Raw genomic sequence first — 17,859 nt, 5'->3', positions numbered from 1 at the left:
TTCACAAATTAGAACGACTATAAATTGTCTTTTGATAAAATAACATGTCTTTTTTCATTTGTCTTGTTTTTCTACTTTTTTTTAATCAATTTTTTATCTATTCTAAGAAATTTTTCTTTATTTGCCCATCTTTCATTTTCTGATATACTTATCTTAATGACAGTTGGGAGGTTCGTTATGAATCGAAATCGGCTTATATGGCTGGCACAGCGAAAAGGGAAACACTTTTCAAACCATTTCTCTTCCATTCAAATTATTGTTTCATACTATATTATTATGACAGTCATCTCGTATATTCTTTTTTGCCTGCCTTTTTTTAGAGAAAAGGGCTCGCAGGTTCATTTTATAGATATGCTGTTTATGGCGATCAGCACTGTTAGTGTGACAGGGTTATCTACCTTTGATATCAATTCTGTTTTTAACGACCGCGGAGTAGTATTATTGGAAATTCTTTTTCAAATTGGTGGACTCGGGATCATGATGATTTCGACAGCTTTTATCATCTTGTCAAAACGCAAGATTTCATTAAGACAGCGTCAGTTGATCATGACAGACATGAATCAACCTAAATTGAGTGGAATTGTCCGACTGATCCGCATCACGTTCTCGATTATCTTGTGGTTTCAAGTTATTTTCGGTACATTTTTTTCGATCTACTTTTATTATGCAGGGTATTATAAAACATGGTCGAAAGCGATTTTCTTTGGCTTTTATCAATCCATTTCGGCTGTAACAAACTCTGGATTCGATGTAACAGGGGATTCGATCATTCCTTTTGCGAATGATTATTTATTTTTGATGCTCATCATGTTTTTGATTTTTATCGGCGGGATCGGTTTTCCTGTATTGATGGAAGTTCGAGAATGGATATTTTTTAAAAAGAAAAAGCGGGGATTGCCGTTTCGATTCTCTCTTTTTAGTAAAATCGCTCTACTGGCCTTCGTGATTCTATTTGTCGGTGGAACATTACTGATTTATTTGCTGGAGAAAGATCATTTATTTATCGAGATGGGCGAAGTGCAACGCTGGATCACCTCGATGTTTTATTCTATGACCACTCGAAATGCTGGTTTACAGATCAATGATTTAGGCGATTTTCAGGTGACAACGCTCATTGTTTTTTCTTTATTGATGTTTATCGGCTGTAGTCCCAGTTCTGTTGGCGGAGGGATTCGGACGACTACTGTAGCGATCATCGGCCTATACTTATACTCTTTCTTAAAAAGCGAAGATAAAATCAACGTTTTCGGACGAAGGATCGATGAGGATGATGTCAGAAAATCGATCGTTGTTTTCATGCTTTCATTAACGATGTGTTTCTTTGCCGTCTTATTTTTGACCGCAACAGAGGACCATTCGCTGATCGCAATCATTGTTGAAGTTGCTTCTGCCTTTGGAACGACCGGTCTTTCGTTGGGGATCACTTCTGATTTAACGACCGTCGGCAAACTAATGATCGCTTTATTGATGTTTATTGGACGAATCGGTATGTTGTATACATTGATGCTTTTCGTGCCAAAAGAAACACGTGATATCGGCTATGAATATCCTTCTGAAAAAATCATTATTGGATAAAAAAAGAGGGACTGGGACATAACTCTAGGAGTTACGACCCAGTCCCTCTTTAAAACGAATAAACAGCGATAAAAAAGCAACTACTACGCTTCTATCTCAACCTTTTTGTTTAAATCAAGACATTCACGATCAGATACACTAAAAACAATCCAGAGATCAGCCACATTGGTAATGACAGTTCGTTTTTCTTTCCAGCGATCCATTTTGTTAACGGATAAGCGACAAATCCAAAAGCCATTCCATCAGAAATGTTCATAGTAAAAGGAATCAAAACGATCATCAGCATTGCGGGAAAGTAATCACTAAAATCACTAAAATTTAATGACTTGACTTGCTGGATCATTAAAAAGCCTGTGATGATGATTGCTGGAGCTAACGCAGAATCAGGGATATAGGAAAGAAAGGGTAAAGCTAACAAGGCTAAAAAGAAACAGATTCCGCTCGTAATGGCAGTCCAGCCTGTTCTCCCACCTTCTTCGATCCCAGTCGCACTTTCTGCTGCTGCAATAGTCGGGCTCGTTCCAAATAGACTAGACAACAGTGTAATCAAACCTGTGACGCGATAAGCACGCAAATACTTATCCTCATCTGCTTCCGGCATCAAGCCTTTAAGAATCCCCATCGATTCAAAAATCAGAATCATCGATAAGGCAAATACACCGAGTAAGAAACTTTTTGACAGCATTGAACTGAAATCAAGTTCTAGAAAAATTTGAGAAACATTTTTTAAACTGCCTAAAGAAAAATGTTCTGTTGGATCCACTAATCCTAAAAGATTAGCAACTGCCGTCACAACAACGATCCCTATAAAGAAGCTGCCTTGTATCCCTTTGATAAAAAGAAATACAGTCAATAATAGTGAAAATAATGTCAAAATCGTCAAACTGTCATTCAGCGGCGCTAATTGTGTAAAGGTATGCTCCCCTCTTAAAATCAAATGTCCCTTTTCTAATCCAATCAGCACTAGAAAAAAACCAATACCAACTGTTATTCCAGCTTTCAACGTTTCAGGAACGATTTCTGCGAATAACTTACTCAACTTCGTAAAGGCAACGATCAAGTATACGACCCCTGCACAAAAACTAACAGCTAATGCTTCCTGCCAGCTCAGCCCCAAAGAAAGAACTAACGTGTATGTGAAAAATGAATTTACGCCCATCCCTGTCGTCAGTACAATTGGTGCATCTGCTATCGATCCCATCAAAATCGAACCAATGATCGAAATGAAGATCGTCCCAAAAATCGTCAGTTCCTTCGGCATTCCCGCTTCAGACAAAATGACTGTATTCACCATGATAATATATGAAATAGCAAAAAACGATGTTGTTCCCGCAACTATTTCACGTTTGAGCCCTTCTTTAGTCAGCTTTTTTATTCGAAACATATAACTCCTCCTAATAGTCCATAAATCAAATCTCTATGTATCAATATAATTTGGTATTTTTTACTTAAATGATCGAACATAAGGATAACACAATGGAAACGTTTTTTTCAGGTTTCTGATAAATTTTTTATTTTTGGCAAGAAAAAAGGAAGAGATAAAAATCACTGAAGAATCTGACTCTTGGTCATTATTCATTAAAAATTAAAGTCCGGGCAAAACTATTTTCTAGTTTTATCCGGACTGTTTGGTCTTCAGTTGTACGAAGCTTTATTTCTTGATCTGGCTCACTAATTTTACATAGTTTTCTGAACGGTCTTCCGCGTCTTCTTTTGTTTTCGTCAAAAGATGCTCAACTACTTCTTGATTATCTTTGATCGTGTGTAACGCAGAGAAACGAGTTTGTTTTTCAAGGAAGTCTCTCATCTTACTGAAATCAGCTTTTTTGTAATCGATGATCATTGGGTCTTTGCCCTTTTCGATCAGTTGCGGATTGTAGCGATACAATTGCCAATAACCAGATTCAACTGCTTCTTTGGCTAAAGATAACGTTTCGATCATTCCGCCTTTCACTCCATGATTGATACAAGGAGTGTAACCAATGATCAAAGATGGACCCGGATAACGTTCTGCCTCATCGATCGCTTTGATCGTTTGCATTGAATTTGCACCAAGTGCGATTTGCGCAACGTAAACATTGCCATAGGTCATTGCCATCATACCTAAATCTTTTTTAGAGGTTTGTTTTCCTCCAGCAGAGAACTTCGCAATTGCTGCAGCCGGCGTTGCTTTGGATGTTTGTCCACCAGTATTCGCATAAACTTCATTATCCATGACAAAAATATTGACATCTGCCCCGCTAGCTAATACATGGTCGATTCCGCTGAACCCAATATCATACGCCCATCCATCTCCACCGACGATCCATTGGCTTGTTTTGACGAACAAATCACTTTGCTTATAGATTTGTTCTAATAATGGATCTGATCGATATTCTTCACTTAACACAGCTGCAAGTTTCGTTGCACGCTGCTGTGTTCCTTCACCTTCTAAGTAATGCTCATGCCAATCTTGAAGTAACGCTTGAAGATCTTCCGAGCCTACCTTCTTATCGATAGCCTCCTGAACTTGGTCAGCTACATATTGACGCTTCGTGTTATTTGCCACATACATACCATAACCATATTCTGCATTATCTTCAAATAATGAATTGCTCCATGCAGGTCCTTGCCCGCATTCATTTGTCGTATATGGGGTAACAGGCGAAGAACCACCCCAAATAGAAGAACAACCTGTAGCATTGGCCATCATCATTCGATCACCGAACAGCTGAGTCAATAACTTGATATATGGTGTTTCACCACAGCCTTCACAGGCCCCGGAAAATTCCATCAACGGTTGATTGAACTGTGAACCTTTTACAGATAATTTGCGGACAGGATTTTCTTTTTGCTGTAACGTCATCGCAAAAGCCCAATTGATTGCTTGTTCTTTTTGTTCTTCGTATGGTTTCATTAGGATCGCTTTTTCTTTTACTGGACATGCTTGAACACACAAGCCGCAGCCTGTACAGTCCTCTAAAGAAACTTGTATACGGTACATTAAGCCGTCAGCGCCGCGCATTTCTCTCGCTACGAAGCCTTCAGGTGCCTCCTGCATTTCTTCTTCATCTGCTAAAAACGGCCGGATCGCAGCATGTGGGCAGACAAAGGCGCACTCATTACACATCGTACATTTATCCATTTGCCACTCTGGAACTTCTAATGCAATGCCGCGTTTTTCGTAGGCTGCTGTTCCCATTGGCATCTCACCAGTTTTCATGCCGTTATCGATCAAATCTCCAACAGTCAAGTCATTTCCTTCTTGACGATTGATCGGTTGTAAAATATTCGTGATATATTTTGGCAGCGTTGGATCGACTTTTTCTGGTTCAACTTCGATCGTTGCCCATTCTGCCGGAACCTCTACTTTTTGTAAAGAATCAAACGTACCATCGATCGCTTGGTAGTTTTTCTCAACGATCTCCATTGATTTTTTACCATATGTTTTTTTAACTTCTGCTTTTAATAATGGTAGATATTCGTCGCGTGACATCAAATCTGTGACTTCAAAAAATGCGGTAGACATCACCGTATTGATGCGCCGTCCCAACCCAACTTCACGAGCTAGCTCCACCGCATTGATGATATAAAACTGAATATTGTGTTCTCCAATATATTTTTTTAGTTTAGCTGGTAATAAACGATAGACTTTTTCCTTATCCCAAATCGTGTTGAGTAAGAAAGTCCCGCCATCTTTTAATCCTTTAAGCAAATCATAGTTATGGATATAAGAGGCATTGTGACAGGCGATAAAATCAGCCTGCTCTACTAAATAAGTGGATGTGATCGGTTCTTTACCAAAACGTAAATGAGACATGGTCAATCCGCCAGATTTTTTTGAATCATAACTAAAATAAGCTTGGGCATATAAATCGGTATTATCACCGATGATCTTGATTGCTTGTTTGTTCGCACCAACCGTTCCATCTGAACCAAAGCCCCAGAATTTAGCTTGGAAAGTTGTTGGAGCCGTTAAATCTAACGTTTCTCCCTGCGGTAATGAACGATATGTCACATCATCAACGATCCCGATCGTAAAACGTTGTTTTAAATCGGCAAATGGCAGTAATAAATGATCATATACTGCTTTGATTTGATTTGGTGTAACGTCTTTCGAACCTAGCCCATATCGTCCGCCAATCACGATTGGACGACTCTCATGTTGATAAAGCGCACTTTGAACATCTAAAAGCAATGGCTCGCCATCTGCACCAGCTTCTTTAGTTCGGTCTAGCACAGCTATCTTTTGAACGGTCTTCGGTAATTTTTCTAATAAGTTTTCTGTTGGGAATGGGCGGTATAAATGAATATTGATAAAGCCGACTTTTCTGCCTTGCCCATTTAGATAATCAACTGTTTGCTGGATCACTGGTGAAGCCGACCCCATTGAAATAATGACTTCAGTCGCATCTTCTGCACCATAATAATCTGTCAAATCATAAGAAGTGCCTCTTATTTCGTTGATTTGCTTCATATATTTTTGAACGATCGCCGGCATCGCTTCATAATTTGCATTAACAGTTTCACGTTGTTGGAAATGGATGTCTGGATTTTGAGCCGTTCCTGAAACAGTCGGATGATTCGGATTCATCCCTCTGCGGCGGAAACGATCAACAGCATCTTGATCCAGCATTCCTTTTAAATCATCGTACTCAAGAACTTCGATTTTTTGTAGCTCATGACTCGTTCTAAAACCATCAAAAAAGTTAACGAACGGCAAGCTCCCTTCGATACTCGCTAAATGAGCCACAGCAGATAAATCCATTACTTCTTGGACACTTGATTCTGCCAGCATACAAAAACCAGTTTGACGAGTGGCCATAACATCCCCATGATCACCGAAAATACTTAATGCACTTGTGGTGATCGCTCTAGCTGCCACATGGAAAACAGAGGGTAAAAGTTCTCCTGCGATCTTATACATGTTAGGAATCATCAGCAGTAGCCCTTGTGAAGCTGTATAAGTCGTTGTCAATGCTCCTGTCTTCAATGATCCGTGAACCACACCGGCTGCACCAGCTTCTGACTGCATCTCGATGACCTGAACTTTTTGTCCATATATATTTTTCAACCCATTTTCAGCCCATTCATCTACTAATTCTGCCATTGTAGAACTGGGTGTGATCGGATAAATCGCTGCCACTTCCGTAAATGCATAGGAAATGTAAGCTGCTGCTGTATTCCCATCCATTGTTTTTGTTCTTTTCATGTCTTTTCACCTTTTATCTTTCCTCAGACTTTTGTTGTTGCGGGTATTTTCTTTTGTTCCTGGACATATTTATCCATTTGAACTGCGGCAACTTTTCCGGCGCCCATCGCCAAAATAACTGTTGCTGCTCCTGTCACGATATCTCCGCCGGCAAAGACGCCGGGAATCGATGTTTCTCCCGTTTTTGGATCCGCTTCAATATAACCCCATTTCGTCAACGCAAGTTCTGGGAAAGTGGATAACAACACTTTGTTGGATCCTTGACCGATTGCCTCGATCACTGTGTCAGCTTCGATAATAAATTCACTATTTTTGATTGGAACTGGTCTGCGTCGGCCTGATGAATCAGGTTCGCCTAATTCCATTTTGATACATTTGACTCCTATTAGGTTTCCGTTGCTGTCGCTTAAATATTCGATTGGATTAGTAAGCCAGTGGTAATTGATCTCTTCTTCAACAGAATGGTGATATTCTTCGATACGTGCCGGCAGTTCTTCCAACGAACGACGATAAACGATGCTGACATTCTCTGCACCCATCCGTTTAGCTGACCTTGCTGCATCCATCGCAACATTTCCCCCGCCGATAACAACAACATTTTTCGACTTTTTGATCGGCGTATCATATTTAGGAAATTCATAGCTATGCATCAAGTTGATTCTTGTTAGGTACTCACTAGAAGAATAGACGCCGTTTAAAGAGGTTCCAGGGATACCCATGAAATTAGGAGCCCCAGCGCCTACCGAGATATAACACGCATCAAATTCTTCCATGATCTCATCCATCGTGATCGTTTTTCCAACGACAACATTTGTTTCGATTTTGACCCCTAATGCTTCAATACTTTCGATTTCTTGTTTTACGATTCTTTTTGGTAAACGAAATTCTGGAATGCCGTAGGTCAACACACCACCTGCATCATGGAGTGCTTCATAAATCGTAACCTCATAATTCAGTTTAGCTAAATCACCTGCTACAGTAAGCCCTGACGGTCCTGAACCAATCACCGCAATTTTTCCGATGATCGGTCTATCGTTCGATGTCTGCTTTGAAAAATCTTGATTTTCCAAAGCCCAATCAGCAACTAAACGTTCTAATTTTCCAATAGCCACAGGTTCAAAATTTTTCGCTTTGCCTAATTTACAAACTTCCTCACATTGTTTTTCTTGAGGACAAACACGACCGCAAATTGCTGGTAGGTTCGTATATTTTCCTAAAACGTCTGCAGCTTCCTGCATATCACCTTCTTTGATCGCTAGTATAAATCCTGGAATATCGATCATTACAGGGCAACTGGCAATACATGGAGCATTTTTACATTGAAGGCAACGCTCTGCCTCTGCTTGACCTTCTTCGATCGTATATCCTAAACAAACTTCCTCAAAATTCGTTTTGCGAATTTCCGGCGCTTGTTCTGAAATAGGTGTTTTTGTTCTGCTTTTTCTCGCCATTAGTTTGTCACCTGCGCTTTTTCATAATCCGCCAGACACGTTTCTTCTTCTGCTTTATATTGTTTCATGCGATTGATGAATTCATCCCAATTGACTTCTGTTCCTTTGAACTCTGGTCCATCGACACAAGCAAATTTGATGCTATTATCCACCGTAACACGGCAGCCTCCGCACATCCCCGTTCCATCGATCATGATCGGATTCAGGGAAACATAGATAGGCAAGTCATGTTTTGATGCGGTTAGTGTACAAAATTTCATCATCAAGCTTGGTCCAATCGCCCAGCTACAATGAACAGGCTCCCTTCTAATCACTTGCTCCATCGCTTCAGTGACTAGACCTTTCATACCTAAAGAGCCATCGTCTGTCGTAATGATCAACTCATCCGAAAACTGTTCGCATTCTTCTTGTAGAATCACTAATTCTGCTGTTTTTGCGCCAAGAATCGTAATCACACGATTTCCAGCTTTTTTCAGCCCTTTGACGATTGGAAAAATCGCTGCAATCCCTACACCGCCACCAACGATCATCACTGTCCCATAATTTTTGATCTCTGTAGGCATGCCTAGAGGACCCGTTAAGTCTAATAAATTACCACCAGCTTTTAATTTTGACAGCTCGGCAGTCGTCTTGCCAATGACTTGAAAAACCAAACGGATCAGTCCTTTTTCTGAGTCTGTATCTGCAATCGTTAAAGGAATTCTTTCACCGACTTCATTGATGCGTAAAATCACAAACTGACCAGGTTGCGCTTTTGAAGCGATTCGTGGCGCTTCGATCCAAAAATCAAATTCATTTGTTGAAAGTACTTCACTTTTGGTTATCTTATACATATGCTTTACCGTTAATGAATGAATTCATTCATTTTTCCTTCTTTCATATGATTTACAAGCTTTATAAACCTGCTGTCAATTCAGTGACAAACTTCTTCAATGCTTCGACATCTTCATCTTCAGCGTTATTTTCGATTTCGACTGTTTCTGCTACTTTTTTTGCGCCTGCTTTTTCCAACGCTTCAACGAAATCATGAGCGGATTTACAGAACAAGTCCCCATATTCCCGATCTCCCGAACCAACGACACCAAAGATTTTTCCTGATAAGTCTTTATCTTCCAGTTCATCAAAGAAATCTTCAAACTCAAATGGTAATTCTCCATCTCCATAAGTATACGTCGCGATGACACATGCATCTGCGTCATCAAAAAAGTCTACATCTACCTCTGAGCACTCTTCTCTTTCAACCTCAAAGCCTGCGTCCTGAACAGTACTTTCCAAAATTTCTGAAATCTCCTCAGTGTTTCCTGTCATACTTGCATAAACGATTTTTACTAGTGCCATATTTGCTCATCCTCTCATCTTTTTTACAAAATATTTTAAAGTATAAAAGCTGAACGAAACCCCTTTCATTTCTCTCATACTTATTATCAAAAATATGAATTATTCTACTAGCTTTTAATCAAATTACCTTTTTCACATAATTAAAAATCCAAATAAAACGCTTTCTTTTTTGAAGACGGAAAGAATCAAAAACTTCACTTATACTATACCATAAACTCAATGTTTAAAACAATAATTTTTAGGTAAAAAAAATAATTTTTAGATGGCAAGATCAATTCTTAAAAGTGATATCAAAAAGAGCGTCTCTACAGCAACTCCTTTTGACGTCCTATCAACAGAATTGCATCTAAAACAGCGCCGCCTAATGCTCGTGCTTTATCTGAAATAGTATAGCAATCGACCTCTTCTGTCTCTCTCGGGTCGACATCTGCACATTTTAAACCTTTTTGACAAATTACTTGATCTGAAATCAAGCCTCTTAAAACACCTTTTAAAGGTGAATGTACTGGCTGGTCCCCAACATAAAATAGAAGTTCATCCTTTTGAACGCTGTCTCCAATTTTTTTTATATGCTTTACTTGACCAGAGGCTGGGGAATGAATCACTCGCTCAGCACTTTTTCCGCCAATTTCACCTGGAATGCCCGTATTTGCTAATGCACTTCCTTCAAAATAAAGTCTTCCTAAATAATGACCTCTCATCGTCTCTACAACTACATCAACATCCTCTGATGCAGAAAAACCAGGACCTAATGCAATCGTGATCGGCGCCATCGATCGATTCGTTCCGATATTTCGTTTCGCTAAAATAGCATCAACTAAAATCAACGGTTTTAACTCATTCAATGATTCCGCTTTTGTATCCACTAATACAGGTAAATAGCCATTTTTCCAACACTCATGACATTCATTTTTTGATTCAACTAGCACGGCTTTCATATCTTCAACGTGCTGTTTTTTTTGAAAAACTGCATTACACAAAGCTACAGTTCGTCTAATTGCCAAGGGTTTTTCCGCTTCCAAGATAACTACCTTGAACCCTGCATGGTACAATTTTTGAATGATACCAGTAGCAAGATCGCCACCGCCACGTACAGCAACAAGCGTTTCAGCAAATGTGTCTGTCATTTTTCCCATAGTACGACTCCTTTTCCAGATTGAACATTACAGGCGATAACTTTAGTCAGCCGCTTCATCAACATGCACGGCAGCAAGGATAAAACTTTTTTCGCCTGATTTAATTGTTCTGAGGTTTCTACCTGATTGATACATAAAATACGATGACCGCGACTCTTTGCCCAGAGACCTTTGGGACTGGAAATAACCTCTGCTAATGTCTCCTCGCAAATCACCTCTCCTGTTTTAGTTCCAGTAGCTCTCAAAAATAAGGGCAAGCGATGGACAGTTGTCTCATCGATTTTTTGATTTAAAACAGAAATCGGAATCAGCCCGATCGTCACAGTGGTCTCAGGGATGACCACTGGCTCAAAGGTTTCCCAGCCTTTCAAAGGCAATTGTTTTGAGCCGTCTGCTTCAAGAAAAATTTTATCGAAGGACGGAAAGCTTTGCTGAACTATACTAGGCGGCGAACTTAATTTATGTGCACCCAGCATATGTGTTCCAGCTAATGTGATCCCTCTACCATCAGTTCCTACTTTAGAGAAATCTTGACAATAGAAAAAGTCGTACAGCTGATGAAGCGGATAGCCAATTTTCGTCGTCGTACTGACTAACACTTTTTCGTGACGATAGCAGTCCGCTAAATACCACATCAAGCTTGTTTTACCGCCGCTTCCAATCAGTGAGATCACTTGTTTCCCCTGAAATGCAAAGCAATCGTTCAATCGTTCCATTCCCTATAGCTCCTTTCGTTATTTTGTTCTTCAATGATAAAAATTTTTTCAATTGGTAAGTCAGCCTGTGATAAACACTGTTGTCCTTTTTCAACATAAGAAGCGTCCAGTCGTAAGCAGATCCCGCAAAAATCACCCAGACTTGTCGGCAATGCCATAACAGAAACTGGGATCTTATGTGCGTCCAAAATTTTTTCACTATGGACAGCATAATGCGTATTTTGAAAAGTCAAAAGGTATTCCATCTTTACACCTCTTTTACTAAAAGTTGATCACTTTTTTTGCTTGAGCCATCACTTCTGTGATTCCATACATATTAGTGATTTCACCGATTGCTAAGCTTTTTTTGATTTGATAAAAGTCCAGACAAGCACCACACGTGCTGATCTGCGTTCCTTTCTCTTCCAGTCTATGCAGATCCTTCAAAGCATTTGACCCTTTATTTGTCAGATATGCTCCACTATTGAAAAACAGTAGATGTTCTGGTGGTGTCTCTAGTTCTGTCAGTGAGTAGATAAAATTTTTAAGTAAAATTTCGCCAAGATCAGGATCTCCTTCACCCATCGTTTTTTTTCCAAAAGCAATCACAAGCTCCTGGTCGGGCTGCTCTGAATCTGCTTGTATTTGTTTTTTAGGTACAGCAATTTGAACAGTCCATTCTGCTTCGTTCACCTGTTTGATCTTAGCCTTCAATTTTAGGCCGTGGACCATTTTTTCTATATTTTTAACTGCGACCTCGTTATCGACCAGTATTTCGATCGATCCACCTTCTGCTTGAATTTCCCGAATGGCCTTTTTGGCTTCAATGACTGGAATTGGGCAGGGTTTTCCTAAAGCATTGATTTTATTCATTTTGTATCCTTCTTTCTTATAAAATAAGCAACGGCTGCTCTGTGATTCTTTCACAGACTTCCCCAATAATGGCAGCAACTGGGTCTTCTTTTTGGATAGCGGCCAAGCAAGCCTCTGCTTGTTCTGGTGCTACGCTCAACAAAAGTCCTCCGGATGTTTGCGGATCAAATAATATCTCTTGAAAAGCTGGTGTAATAGCGGATAGATCAATTTTATCAGCCATAAACTGGCGATTTCTTTGTCCAGCAGCTGTCGCTAAAAATTCTTCTGCATAATGATACGCTTCCGGCAATAACGGCAGTTGCTCTGTGTCTATGACGAGTGTTACATGTTTGTCTGCCATCTCTGCAGCATGAACTAATAGACCAAAACCAGTGACATCCGTACAAGCATGGACTGCAAAATCCTGCATTTTTTCAGCAGCATATTTATTCAACCGCTCCATCGAGTCAATAGCCGCTTGCTCTGCTTTCTTTGAAGCAACCTGTCCTCTTACAGCTGCTTGTATCAAGCCTACACCCAATGCTTTGGTCAAAATCAAGATATCTCCAGGTTCTGCTGTGTTGTTACGGATGATTTTTTGTGGATCGATCCTTCCCGTTACAGCCAAACCATACTTCGGTTCATGATCATAAATCGAATGTCCTCCTGCCAAAGATGCTTGTGCTTCCTTCAGTTTTTCGGCTCCACCATATAGAATGTCTGAAAGCATCTGCTTGTCCATCTTTTCAGGAAAGCAAACCAAATTCAGAGCAAACAGCACCTCACCGCCCATGGCATACACATCACTCATAGCATTTGCTGCGGCGATCCGGCCAAAAGTTTTAGGATCATCGACCATTGGAGAGAAAAAATCAACTGTAGAAATCAGTGCCGTGTCTTCTGAAATTTGATAAACTGCCGCATCATCAGATGAGTCAAAGTCCACTAATATGCGTTTGTCCGTAAATGTTGGTAAATGATTCAAAAAGCCGGCTAATTCATTTGGTCCTATTTTAGCGCCGCAGCCTCCTGATGTACATTGTGATAAAAATTCCATCGGTCTCTCCTTACTTTCTATCATTGAGATAAAATTTTTTCTAATGCTGATAATGCATAATCGACTTCTGCTAGCGTTGTCTCCCAGCCAAAGCTAAAGCGAACAGCTCCTGTCTTGAGTGACCCTGCTGTTTCATGAGCCAATGGTGCACAATGCAAGCCTGATCTCGTAACGATTTGAAACTCATCAGCTAATCGTTGAGCAAGCTCACCGCTATCTATTTGGGGACTAACGAGGGAAACAACAGGGACTGACCGTTTTGCATCTTGGCATCCCAAGATTTCAACCGGCATTCCTTTGACGCCATCTAAAAATCTTTTCGTCAACAGTCGTTCATGCATTAAAATTCGGTCTAAACCAAGCCGCTGTATTTCTGTGACAGCACTTTTCAAGCTAATGATCCCAAGCGTATTCAAGGTGCCCGGCTCAAATTTATCTGGTAAAAATTCCGGCTGTGTCAATAAATGAGAAGCACTGCCCGTTCCTCCTGTCAACCAAGGATCGATTTTCTTTTCTATGTCTTTTCCTAAAACAAAACCGCCGATTCCAGACAGCCCCATTAGGCTTTTGTGTCCTGTAAACGTTAAAATATCTATTGCCTGCTCTTTCATATCAAGCGGTAAAAAACCGGCCGTCTGTGCACTATCCAAAACCGTGATGATCCCGTGCTTTTTGGCTTTTTCAAAACATTCTTTAATAGGAAGTATCGTTCCTAAAACATTTGAGGCATGGGTCATCACCAGCACCTTCGTTTCTCCACGAATAGCCATTTCGATCTGCTCAGGATCAAAGCTACCATCTTTCGCACATACTAAATGTGTAACAGCAACATTTCGTTCCGTCTCAAGAAGATGCAGTGGTCTGGTTACTGCATTATGCTCCACCATTGTTGTCAATACATGATCCCCTAGTTTTAGTAAGCCATGCAATACCATATTCAACGCCATCGTCGCATTAGATGTAAAAATCACATGCGCTGGATCTGGGGCATGAAAAAAATCAGCAAGTACTTGGCGTGCATTAAAAAGTGCACCAAGATCGCCTAAAGCATTGACGTTGCGGTTTGTATTTGTACTATTATTTTCTTTTAAATATGCACAAAGCTCATCGATCGTTGTGTCAAATTTCTGGTTAGAGGTTGCCGCATAATTTAGATAGACAGGTAGTTTCATGATCGTGTCCTTTCATCTACTTTATTGGCGATCAGCTTTTGATAATCGCTATATGTATCAATGTCCGCTAACCGATAAGGTTCGTCGACTGGCACCTGATGCCACGCATCAGGATATTTATTTCGGACCTCACGACCGCCAGTACTGCCTGAAACCTGTAATAAATCTGTCCGAAATCGCTTCCCGAAAAAGATTGGACTACTTGGTTTTCCTTCTAATGTAACTGGAAAAACAATGTTTTCTGTGGTATATGCTGCTAAAAGCGGTGCAAATAAGCTTTCATCCAGCAAAGGCTGATCTACGGTCAGATAAAGGTAACCAGCTCCAGAAGCAAATTGTGTCCCTAAACGTACGCTGGTGCTTTGACCTTGGTCAGCATCGTGGTTCAACACAACTTTGACGTCTTCAGGTAAAGATATGCCTGCTAGATTTTCAGGTGAAATGACTAAAATTTGTTCAAAAAAGCCAAGCTTCTTCGATAACAAAAGAACGTGTTCCAAAAAAGTTTTTCCCTGATATTCAAGGAATAGTTTATTGGTGCCCATTCTTTTTGAAAAACCAGAGGCCATAATGATCGCACTGATCTTTAGCATCACTTTTTTCTCCTTTACGTCTGTTTTACAAAAAAGAAAAAACGCATCCAACTCTTTCAAATAGATGCGTTTTTTCGCCTGTTATGAGCGATTTTCCCAGCACATCACAGTATTACTTTTTTACTTTTTCTTTTTTTGATAGAAGGTATCTTCCATTGGTAATGTCGGACGCAGCTTACCGTCCAGTGCATAATAAGCACCCGCTAATGCAGGAGCCGTCGGAATCGTTGCTAATTCTCCAACTCCTTTGATTCCGTAGGCCAAGCCGTCATGAATATTATCAGCTTGAACTAAGATCGTTTCGATCGGCGGTACTTGTGCCGCGTTCAACAAACCTAATGTGGCATATTTTGCTTTTACGTACCCATCTTCCATCGCAAATTTTTCTGTCAGCGCATAGCCCATGCCCATGACGATCCCACCTTCGATTTGGCCTTCCGCAGCTTTAGGATTCACAACTTGTCCCATGTCATAAGCAGCAACAAATTTCTCGACTTTCCCTTTTTCATCTAAAATCGCCACTTCAGAAGCATAGCCATAGCCAGCATGACTAACAGGATTCGTCTTATCATTGATCAATGGATCTGTTTTAGCAGAATATTCACCATAAAATTCTTGCCCTTCTAAATCTGATAACGAACGTCCCATATCCAGCTCATAACGTAACTGCATGGCAGCTCTTCTTGTCGCTTCACCTGTAAATAAAGACTGACGAGAAGCAGTTGTTGTGCCGGAATCCGGTGTACGACGAGTATCTGGTGCTTCTGCTATGATCATTTCCGGTGGTAGATTCAGTGTCTCACAGGCCACTTGCGTGGTAACTGTCGCCATCCCTTGTCCGATACATGCTGCACTCGTTCTTACATGGACTTTACCGTCTTCTACTGAAACAATACAACGACCAACATCGGACAAGCCAACACCGATCCCGCTGTTTTTAAAGAAGCAGGAAATACCAGCAATTTCTGCATTTTCGTATGCTTCTTTGACTTCCAATAAGGTCTCTTTTAATGCAGCATTATTTGACACAAGCTGTCCATTTGGTAAGGAGTCTCCTGGTGCTACAGCATTTTTATAGCGTATATCCCATTGCGAAATCCCTACTTTTTCTGCCAGTAGATTTAAATTACTCTCAATTGCAAAGGCCGTCTGACAAACACCAAAGCCGCGGAACGCTCCAGCTGGCGGATTATTCGTGTATACGGCAAAACCTTCAACATCGATATGTTGATATTTATAGGGACCTGCCGCATGAGTGCATGCTCTTTGCAAGACTGGACCACCCAACGAAGCATAGGCTCCAGTATCTGAATAGATAACAGCTTTCATTGCCGTTAGATTTCCTTCTTCGTCACAGCCAGTTGTAAAGTCCATCTCCATTCCATGACGCTTCGGATGAACCATCAAACTTTCTTGGCGACTAAGCAAGACTTTCACAGGTTTCTGTAAACACCAAGCTGCAAGTGACGCATGATGCTGGACGCTCATATCTTCTTTTCCGCCAAAGCCGCCGCCGACTAATTTTGCTTGGACATGAACTTTTTCTTTTTCTACTCCAAGCATTCTTGCAACTTCTCGTTGTTCATCATAAATACTTTGCCCAGCACTATAAAGTAAAATTCCGTCTTCACCTTCCGGCATTGCAATCGCACATTCCGGCTCCATAAATGCATGTTCATTGATCGGTACAGAATAATGTTGGGTGACGACATGAGCAGAAGCAGCTAGCTGTTCATCTGCATTTCCACGAACAAGGTGCTCATGAGATAGAACATTGCCTTTTTCATGGATCAATGGAGCTCCTTCAGCTAATGCTTCTTCACAGGTGACCATCGGTTTCAGCTCTTCATACTCAATTTCGACAAGCTCTTTGATTTCTTCTAATGCTTCTTTGTCTTTAGAAACGACTAACGCTACTGCATCCCCCACATAACGTGTGATTTCTCCTTCTGGAATCATTACATCCCAATCAGATATAAATTCCAAGTGACCGATTTTATTATTTCCCGGTACATCTTTAGCAGTCAGTACCGCTTCACACTCAGGATGCTCTAAAGCTTTGGATGTATCGATATTCAGGACTTTTGCTCTTGGGTATTTACTACGGATCGCAGAAGCATGCAGCATACCTTCGACTGTGATATCATCTACATAAAGCCCCGTACCTAAAGTCTTCTCAACCGCATCGACACGTTTGAAGTCTTCACCAAGTTTGCCCGTTGAAGCTTCTTCTGGTATGCTCAAATCTTCACGAAACATTTTAGCAGCTAATTGGATCGCTTCGATGATTTTAACATAGCCAGTACATCGGCAAATATTCCCTCTAATTGCTTTACGAACCTCTTCATCGCTTGGTTCTTCTTTTTTGTTCAGTAAGCCTTGCGCTGAGATCACGATTCCCGGTATACAATATCCACACTGAACTGCGCCCATTTTCGCAAAAGCATATGCGTAAACATCTTTTTGTCTTTGACTGATTCCTTCGATCGTGGTGATTTCCTTACCTTCAAGCTTTTCCAAATTGAATAAACACGCTTTGGAAACCCTTCCATTAATCAGCACTGAACAAGCGCCGCATGAGCCTTGGTTACAACCATCTTTCGTTCCGGTCAGCGATAGATCTTCCCGTAGAAAGTCCATCAATTTTTTGTTTGTGCTGCAGGTTTCAGGTTTGCCATTTACTACGAATGAATACATTTTTTCTTTACACCCCAATTTCTATTATAATATAGCTTTTTATCACTATGATTATAACACAAATTGTTAAGCTAAAAATTATTTTTTAGCAAAAAAATA

14 protein-coding genes are annotated in these 17,859 nt (G+C 40.5%); 1 reads left to right on the top strand and 13 read right to left on the bottom strand.

The features are described from left to right. The first annotated feature begins 177 nt into the window (after positions 1 to 177). Positions 178 to 1,575, top strand: a complete 1,398-nt coding sequence (locus tag IGI58_RS15110) for a TrkH family potassium uptake protein (protein ID WP_429952747.1) — start codon at positions 178 to 180, stop codon at positions 1,573 to 1,575. Between the two features lie 109 nt (positions 1,576 to 1,684). On the opposite strand, the gene IGI58_RS15105 is transcribed toward IGI58_RS15110, so the two are convergent. The 13 genes from IGI58_RS15105 to xdh form a co-directional block, all read right to left on the bottom strand. Next, complete coding sequence (locus tag IGI58_RS15105) at positions 1,685 to 2,959, bottom strand: NCS2 family permease (RefSeq protein WP_429952748.1); 1,275 nt, start codon at positions 2,957 to 2,959, stop codon at positions 1,685 to 1,687. Between the two features lie 267 nt (positions 2,960 to 3,226). Beyond that, complete coding sequence (nifJ, locus tag IGI58_RS15100) at positions 3,227 to 6,766, bottom strand: pyruvate:ferredoxin (flavodoxin) oxidoreductase (RefSeq protein ID WP_429952749.1); 3,540 nt, start codon at positions 6,764 to 6,766, stop codon at positions 3,227 to 3,229. Positions 6,767 to 6,789: 23 nt separating this feature from the next. Further along, entirely contained in the window at positions 6,790 to 8,217 is a 1,428-nt protein-coding gene (gene gltA, locus IGI58_RS15095; RefSeq protein ID WP_429952750.1) for an NADPH-dependent glutamate synthase, read from the bottom strand. After that, the gene (locus IGI58_RS15090) at positions 8,217 to 9,050 is read right to left on the bottom strand and encodes a sulfide/dihydroorotate dehydrogenase-like FAD/NAD-binding protein (RefSeq protein ID WP_429952751.1); all 834 of its coding nucleotides are present in this window, start codon (positions 9,048 to 9,050) and stop codon (positions 8,217 to 8,219) included. Before IGI58_RS15090 ends, gltA begins: the two co-directional genes overlap by 1 nt. 61 nt (positions 9,051 to 9,111) lie before the next feature. After that, positions 9,112 to 9,555 (bottom strand): flavodoxin, encoded by a 444-nt coding sequence (locus IGI58_RS15085; protein WP_087639790.1) that lies wholly within the window; start codon positions 9,553 to 9,555, stop codon positions 9,112 to 9,114. Between the two features lie 305 nt (positions 9,556 to 9,860). Then, positions 9,861 to 10,691: a selenium-dependent molybdenum cofactor biosynthesis protein YqeB gene (yqeB, locus tag IGI58_RS15080; protein ID WP_429952752.1), complete on the bottom strand. Its 831-nt coding sequence runs from the start codon at positions 10,689 to 10,691 to the stop codon at positions 9,861 to 9,863. Then, on the bottom strand, positions 10,679 to 11,407 hold the full coding sequence (gene yqeC / locus IGI58_RS15075; RefSeq protein ID WP_429952753.1) for a selenium cofactor biosynthesis protein YqeC: 729 nt from the start codon (positions 11,405 to 11,407) through the stop codon (positions 10,679 to 10,681). The genes yqeB and yqeC overlap by 13 nt, the downstream gene beginning before the upstream one ends. Then, on the bottom strand, positions 11,395 to 11,652 hold the full coding sequence (locus tag IGI58_RS15070; RefSeq protein WP_429952754.1) for a DUF3343 domain-containing protein: 258 nt from the start codon (positions 11,650 to 11,652) through the stop codon (positions 11,395 to 11,397). The genes yqeC and IGI58_RS15070 overlap by 13 nt, the downstream gene beginning before the upstream one ends. Positions 11,653 to 11,668: 16 nt before the next feature. Next, entirely contained in the window at positions 11,669 to 12,259 is a 591-nt protein-coding gene (yedF, locus tag IGI58_RS15065; RefSeq protein WP_429952755.1) for a sulfurtransferase-like selenium metabolism protein YedF, read from the bottom strand. Positions 12,260 to 12,275: 16 nt separating this feature from the next. Beyond that, positions 12,276 to 13,298: a selenide, water dikinase SelD gene (gene selD / locus IGI58_RS15060; RefSeq protein WP_429952756.1), complete on the bottom strand. Its 1,023-nt coding sequence runs from the start codon at positions 13,296 to 13,298 to the stop codon at positions 12,276 to 12,278. 20 nt (positions 13,299 to 13,318) lie between these two features. Then, entirely contained in the window at positions 13,319 to 14,470 is a 1,152-nt protein-coding gene (gene sclA / locus IGI58_RS15055; RefSeq protein ID WP_429952757.1) for a selenocysteine lyase SclA, read from the bottom strand. Beyond that, on the bottom strand, positions 14,467 to 15,063 hold the full coding sequence (locus IGI58_RS15050) for a nucleotidyltransferase family protein (protein WP_429952758.1): 597 nt from the start codon (positions 15,061 to 15,063) through the stop codon (positions 14,467 to 14,469). Before IGI58_RS15050 ends, sclA begins: the two co-directional genes overlap by 4 nt. Before the next feature lie 120 nt (positions 15,064 to 15,183). Beyond that, positions 15,184 to 17,760 (bottom strand): selenium-dependent xanthine dehydrogenase, encoded by a 2,577-nt coding sequence (gene xdh, locus IGI58_RS15045; protein ID WP_429952759.1) that lies wholly within the window; start codon positions 17,758 to 17,760, stop codon positions 15,184 to 15,186. Between the last annotated feature and the right edge of the window lie 99 nt (positions 17,761 to 17,859).

The organism is Enterococcus sp. AZ020 (assembly GCF_050499205.1).
Lineage (GTDB): Bacteria > Bacillota > Bacilli > Lactobacillales > Enterococcaceae > Enterococcus_L > Enterococcus_L dunnyi.
The sequence above is the reverse complement of the archived record's forward strand: the minus strand, read 5'-3'. Positions and strand labels throughout refer to the sequence as shown.

Coding starts and splice junctions, on each gene's coding strand:
- IGI58_RS15105 (WP_429952748.1), bottom strand. CDS start 2,959: ATGTTTCGAATAAAAAAGCTGACTAAAGAAGGGCTCAAACGTGAAATA.
- IGI58_RS15110 (WP_429952747.1), top strand. CDS start 178: ATGAATCGAAATCGGCTTATATGGCTGGCACAGCGAAAAGGGAAACAC.
- IGI58_RS15085 (WP_087639790.1), bottom strand. CDS start 9,555: ATGGCACTAGTAAAAATCGTTTATGCAAGTATGACAGGAAACACTGAG.
- xdh (WP_429952759.1), bottom strand. CDS start 17,760: ATGTATTCATTCGTAGTAAATGGCAAACCTGAAACCTGCAGCACAAAC.
- IGI58_RS15050 (WP_429952758.1), bottom strand. CDS start 15,063: ATGCTAAAGATCAGTGCGATCATTATGGCCTCTGGTTTTTCAAAAAGA.
- yedF (WP_429952755.1), bottom strand. CDS start 12,259: ATGAATAAAATCAATGCTTTAGGAAAACCCTGCCCAATTCCAGTCATT.
- selD (WP_429952756.1), bottom strand. CDS start 13,298: ATGGAATTTTTATCACAATGTACATCAGGAGGCTGCGGCGCTAAAATA.
- IGI58_RS15090 (WP_429952751.1), bottom strand. CDS start 9,050: ATGTATAAGATAACCAAAAGTGAAGTACTTTCAACAAATGAATTTGAT.
- yqeB (WP_429952752.1), bottom strand. CDS start 10,691: ATGGGAAAAATGACAGACACATTTGCTGAAACGCTTGTTGCTGTACGT.
- yqeC (WP_429952753.1), bottom strand. CDS start 11,407: ATGGAACGATTGAACGATTGCTTTGCATTTCAGGGGAAACAAGTGATC.
- IGI58_RS15070 (WP_429952754.1), bottom strand. CDS start 11,652: ATGGAATACCTTTTGACTTTTCAAAATACGCATTATGCTGTCCATAGT.
- gltA (WP_429952750.1), bottom strand. CDS start 8,217: ATGGCGAGAAAAAGCAGAACAAAAACACCTATTTCAGAACAAGCGCCG.
- nifJ (WP_429952749.1), bottom strand. CDS start 6,766: ATGAAAAGAACAAAAACAATGGATGGGAATACAGCAGCAGCTTACATT.
- sclA (WP_429952757.1), bottom strand. CDS start 14,470: ATGAAACTACCTGTCTATCTAAATTATGCGGCAACCTCTAACCAGAAA.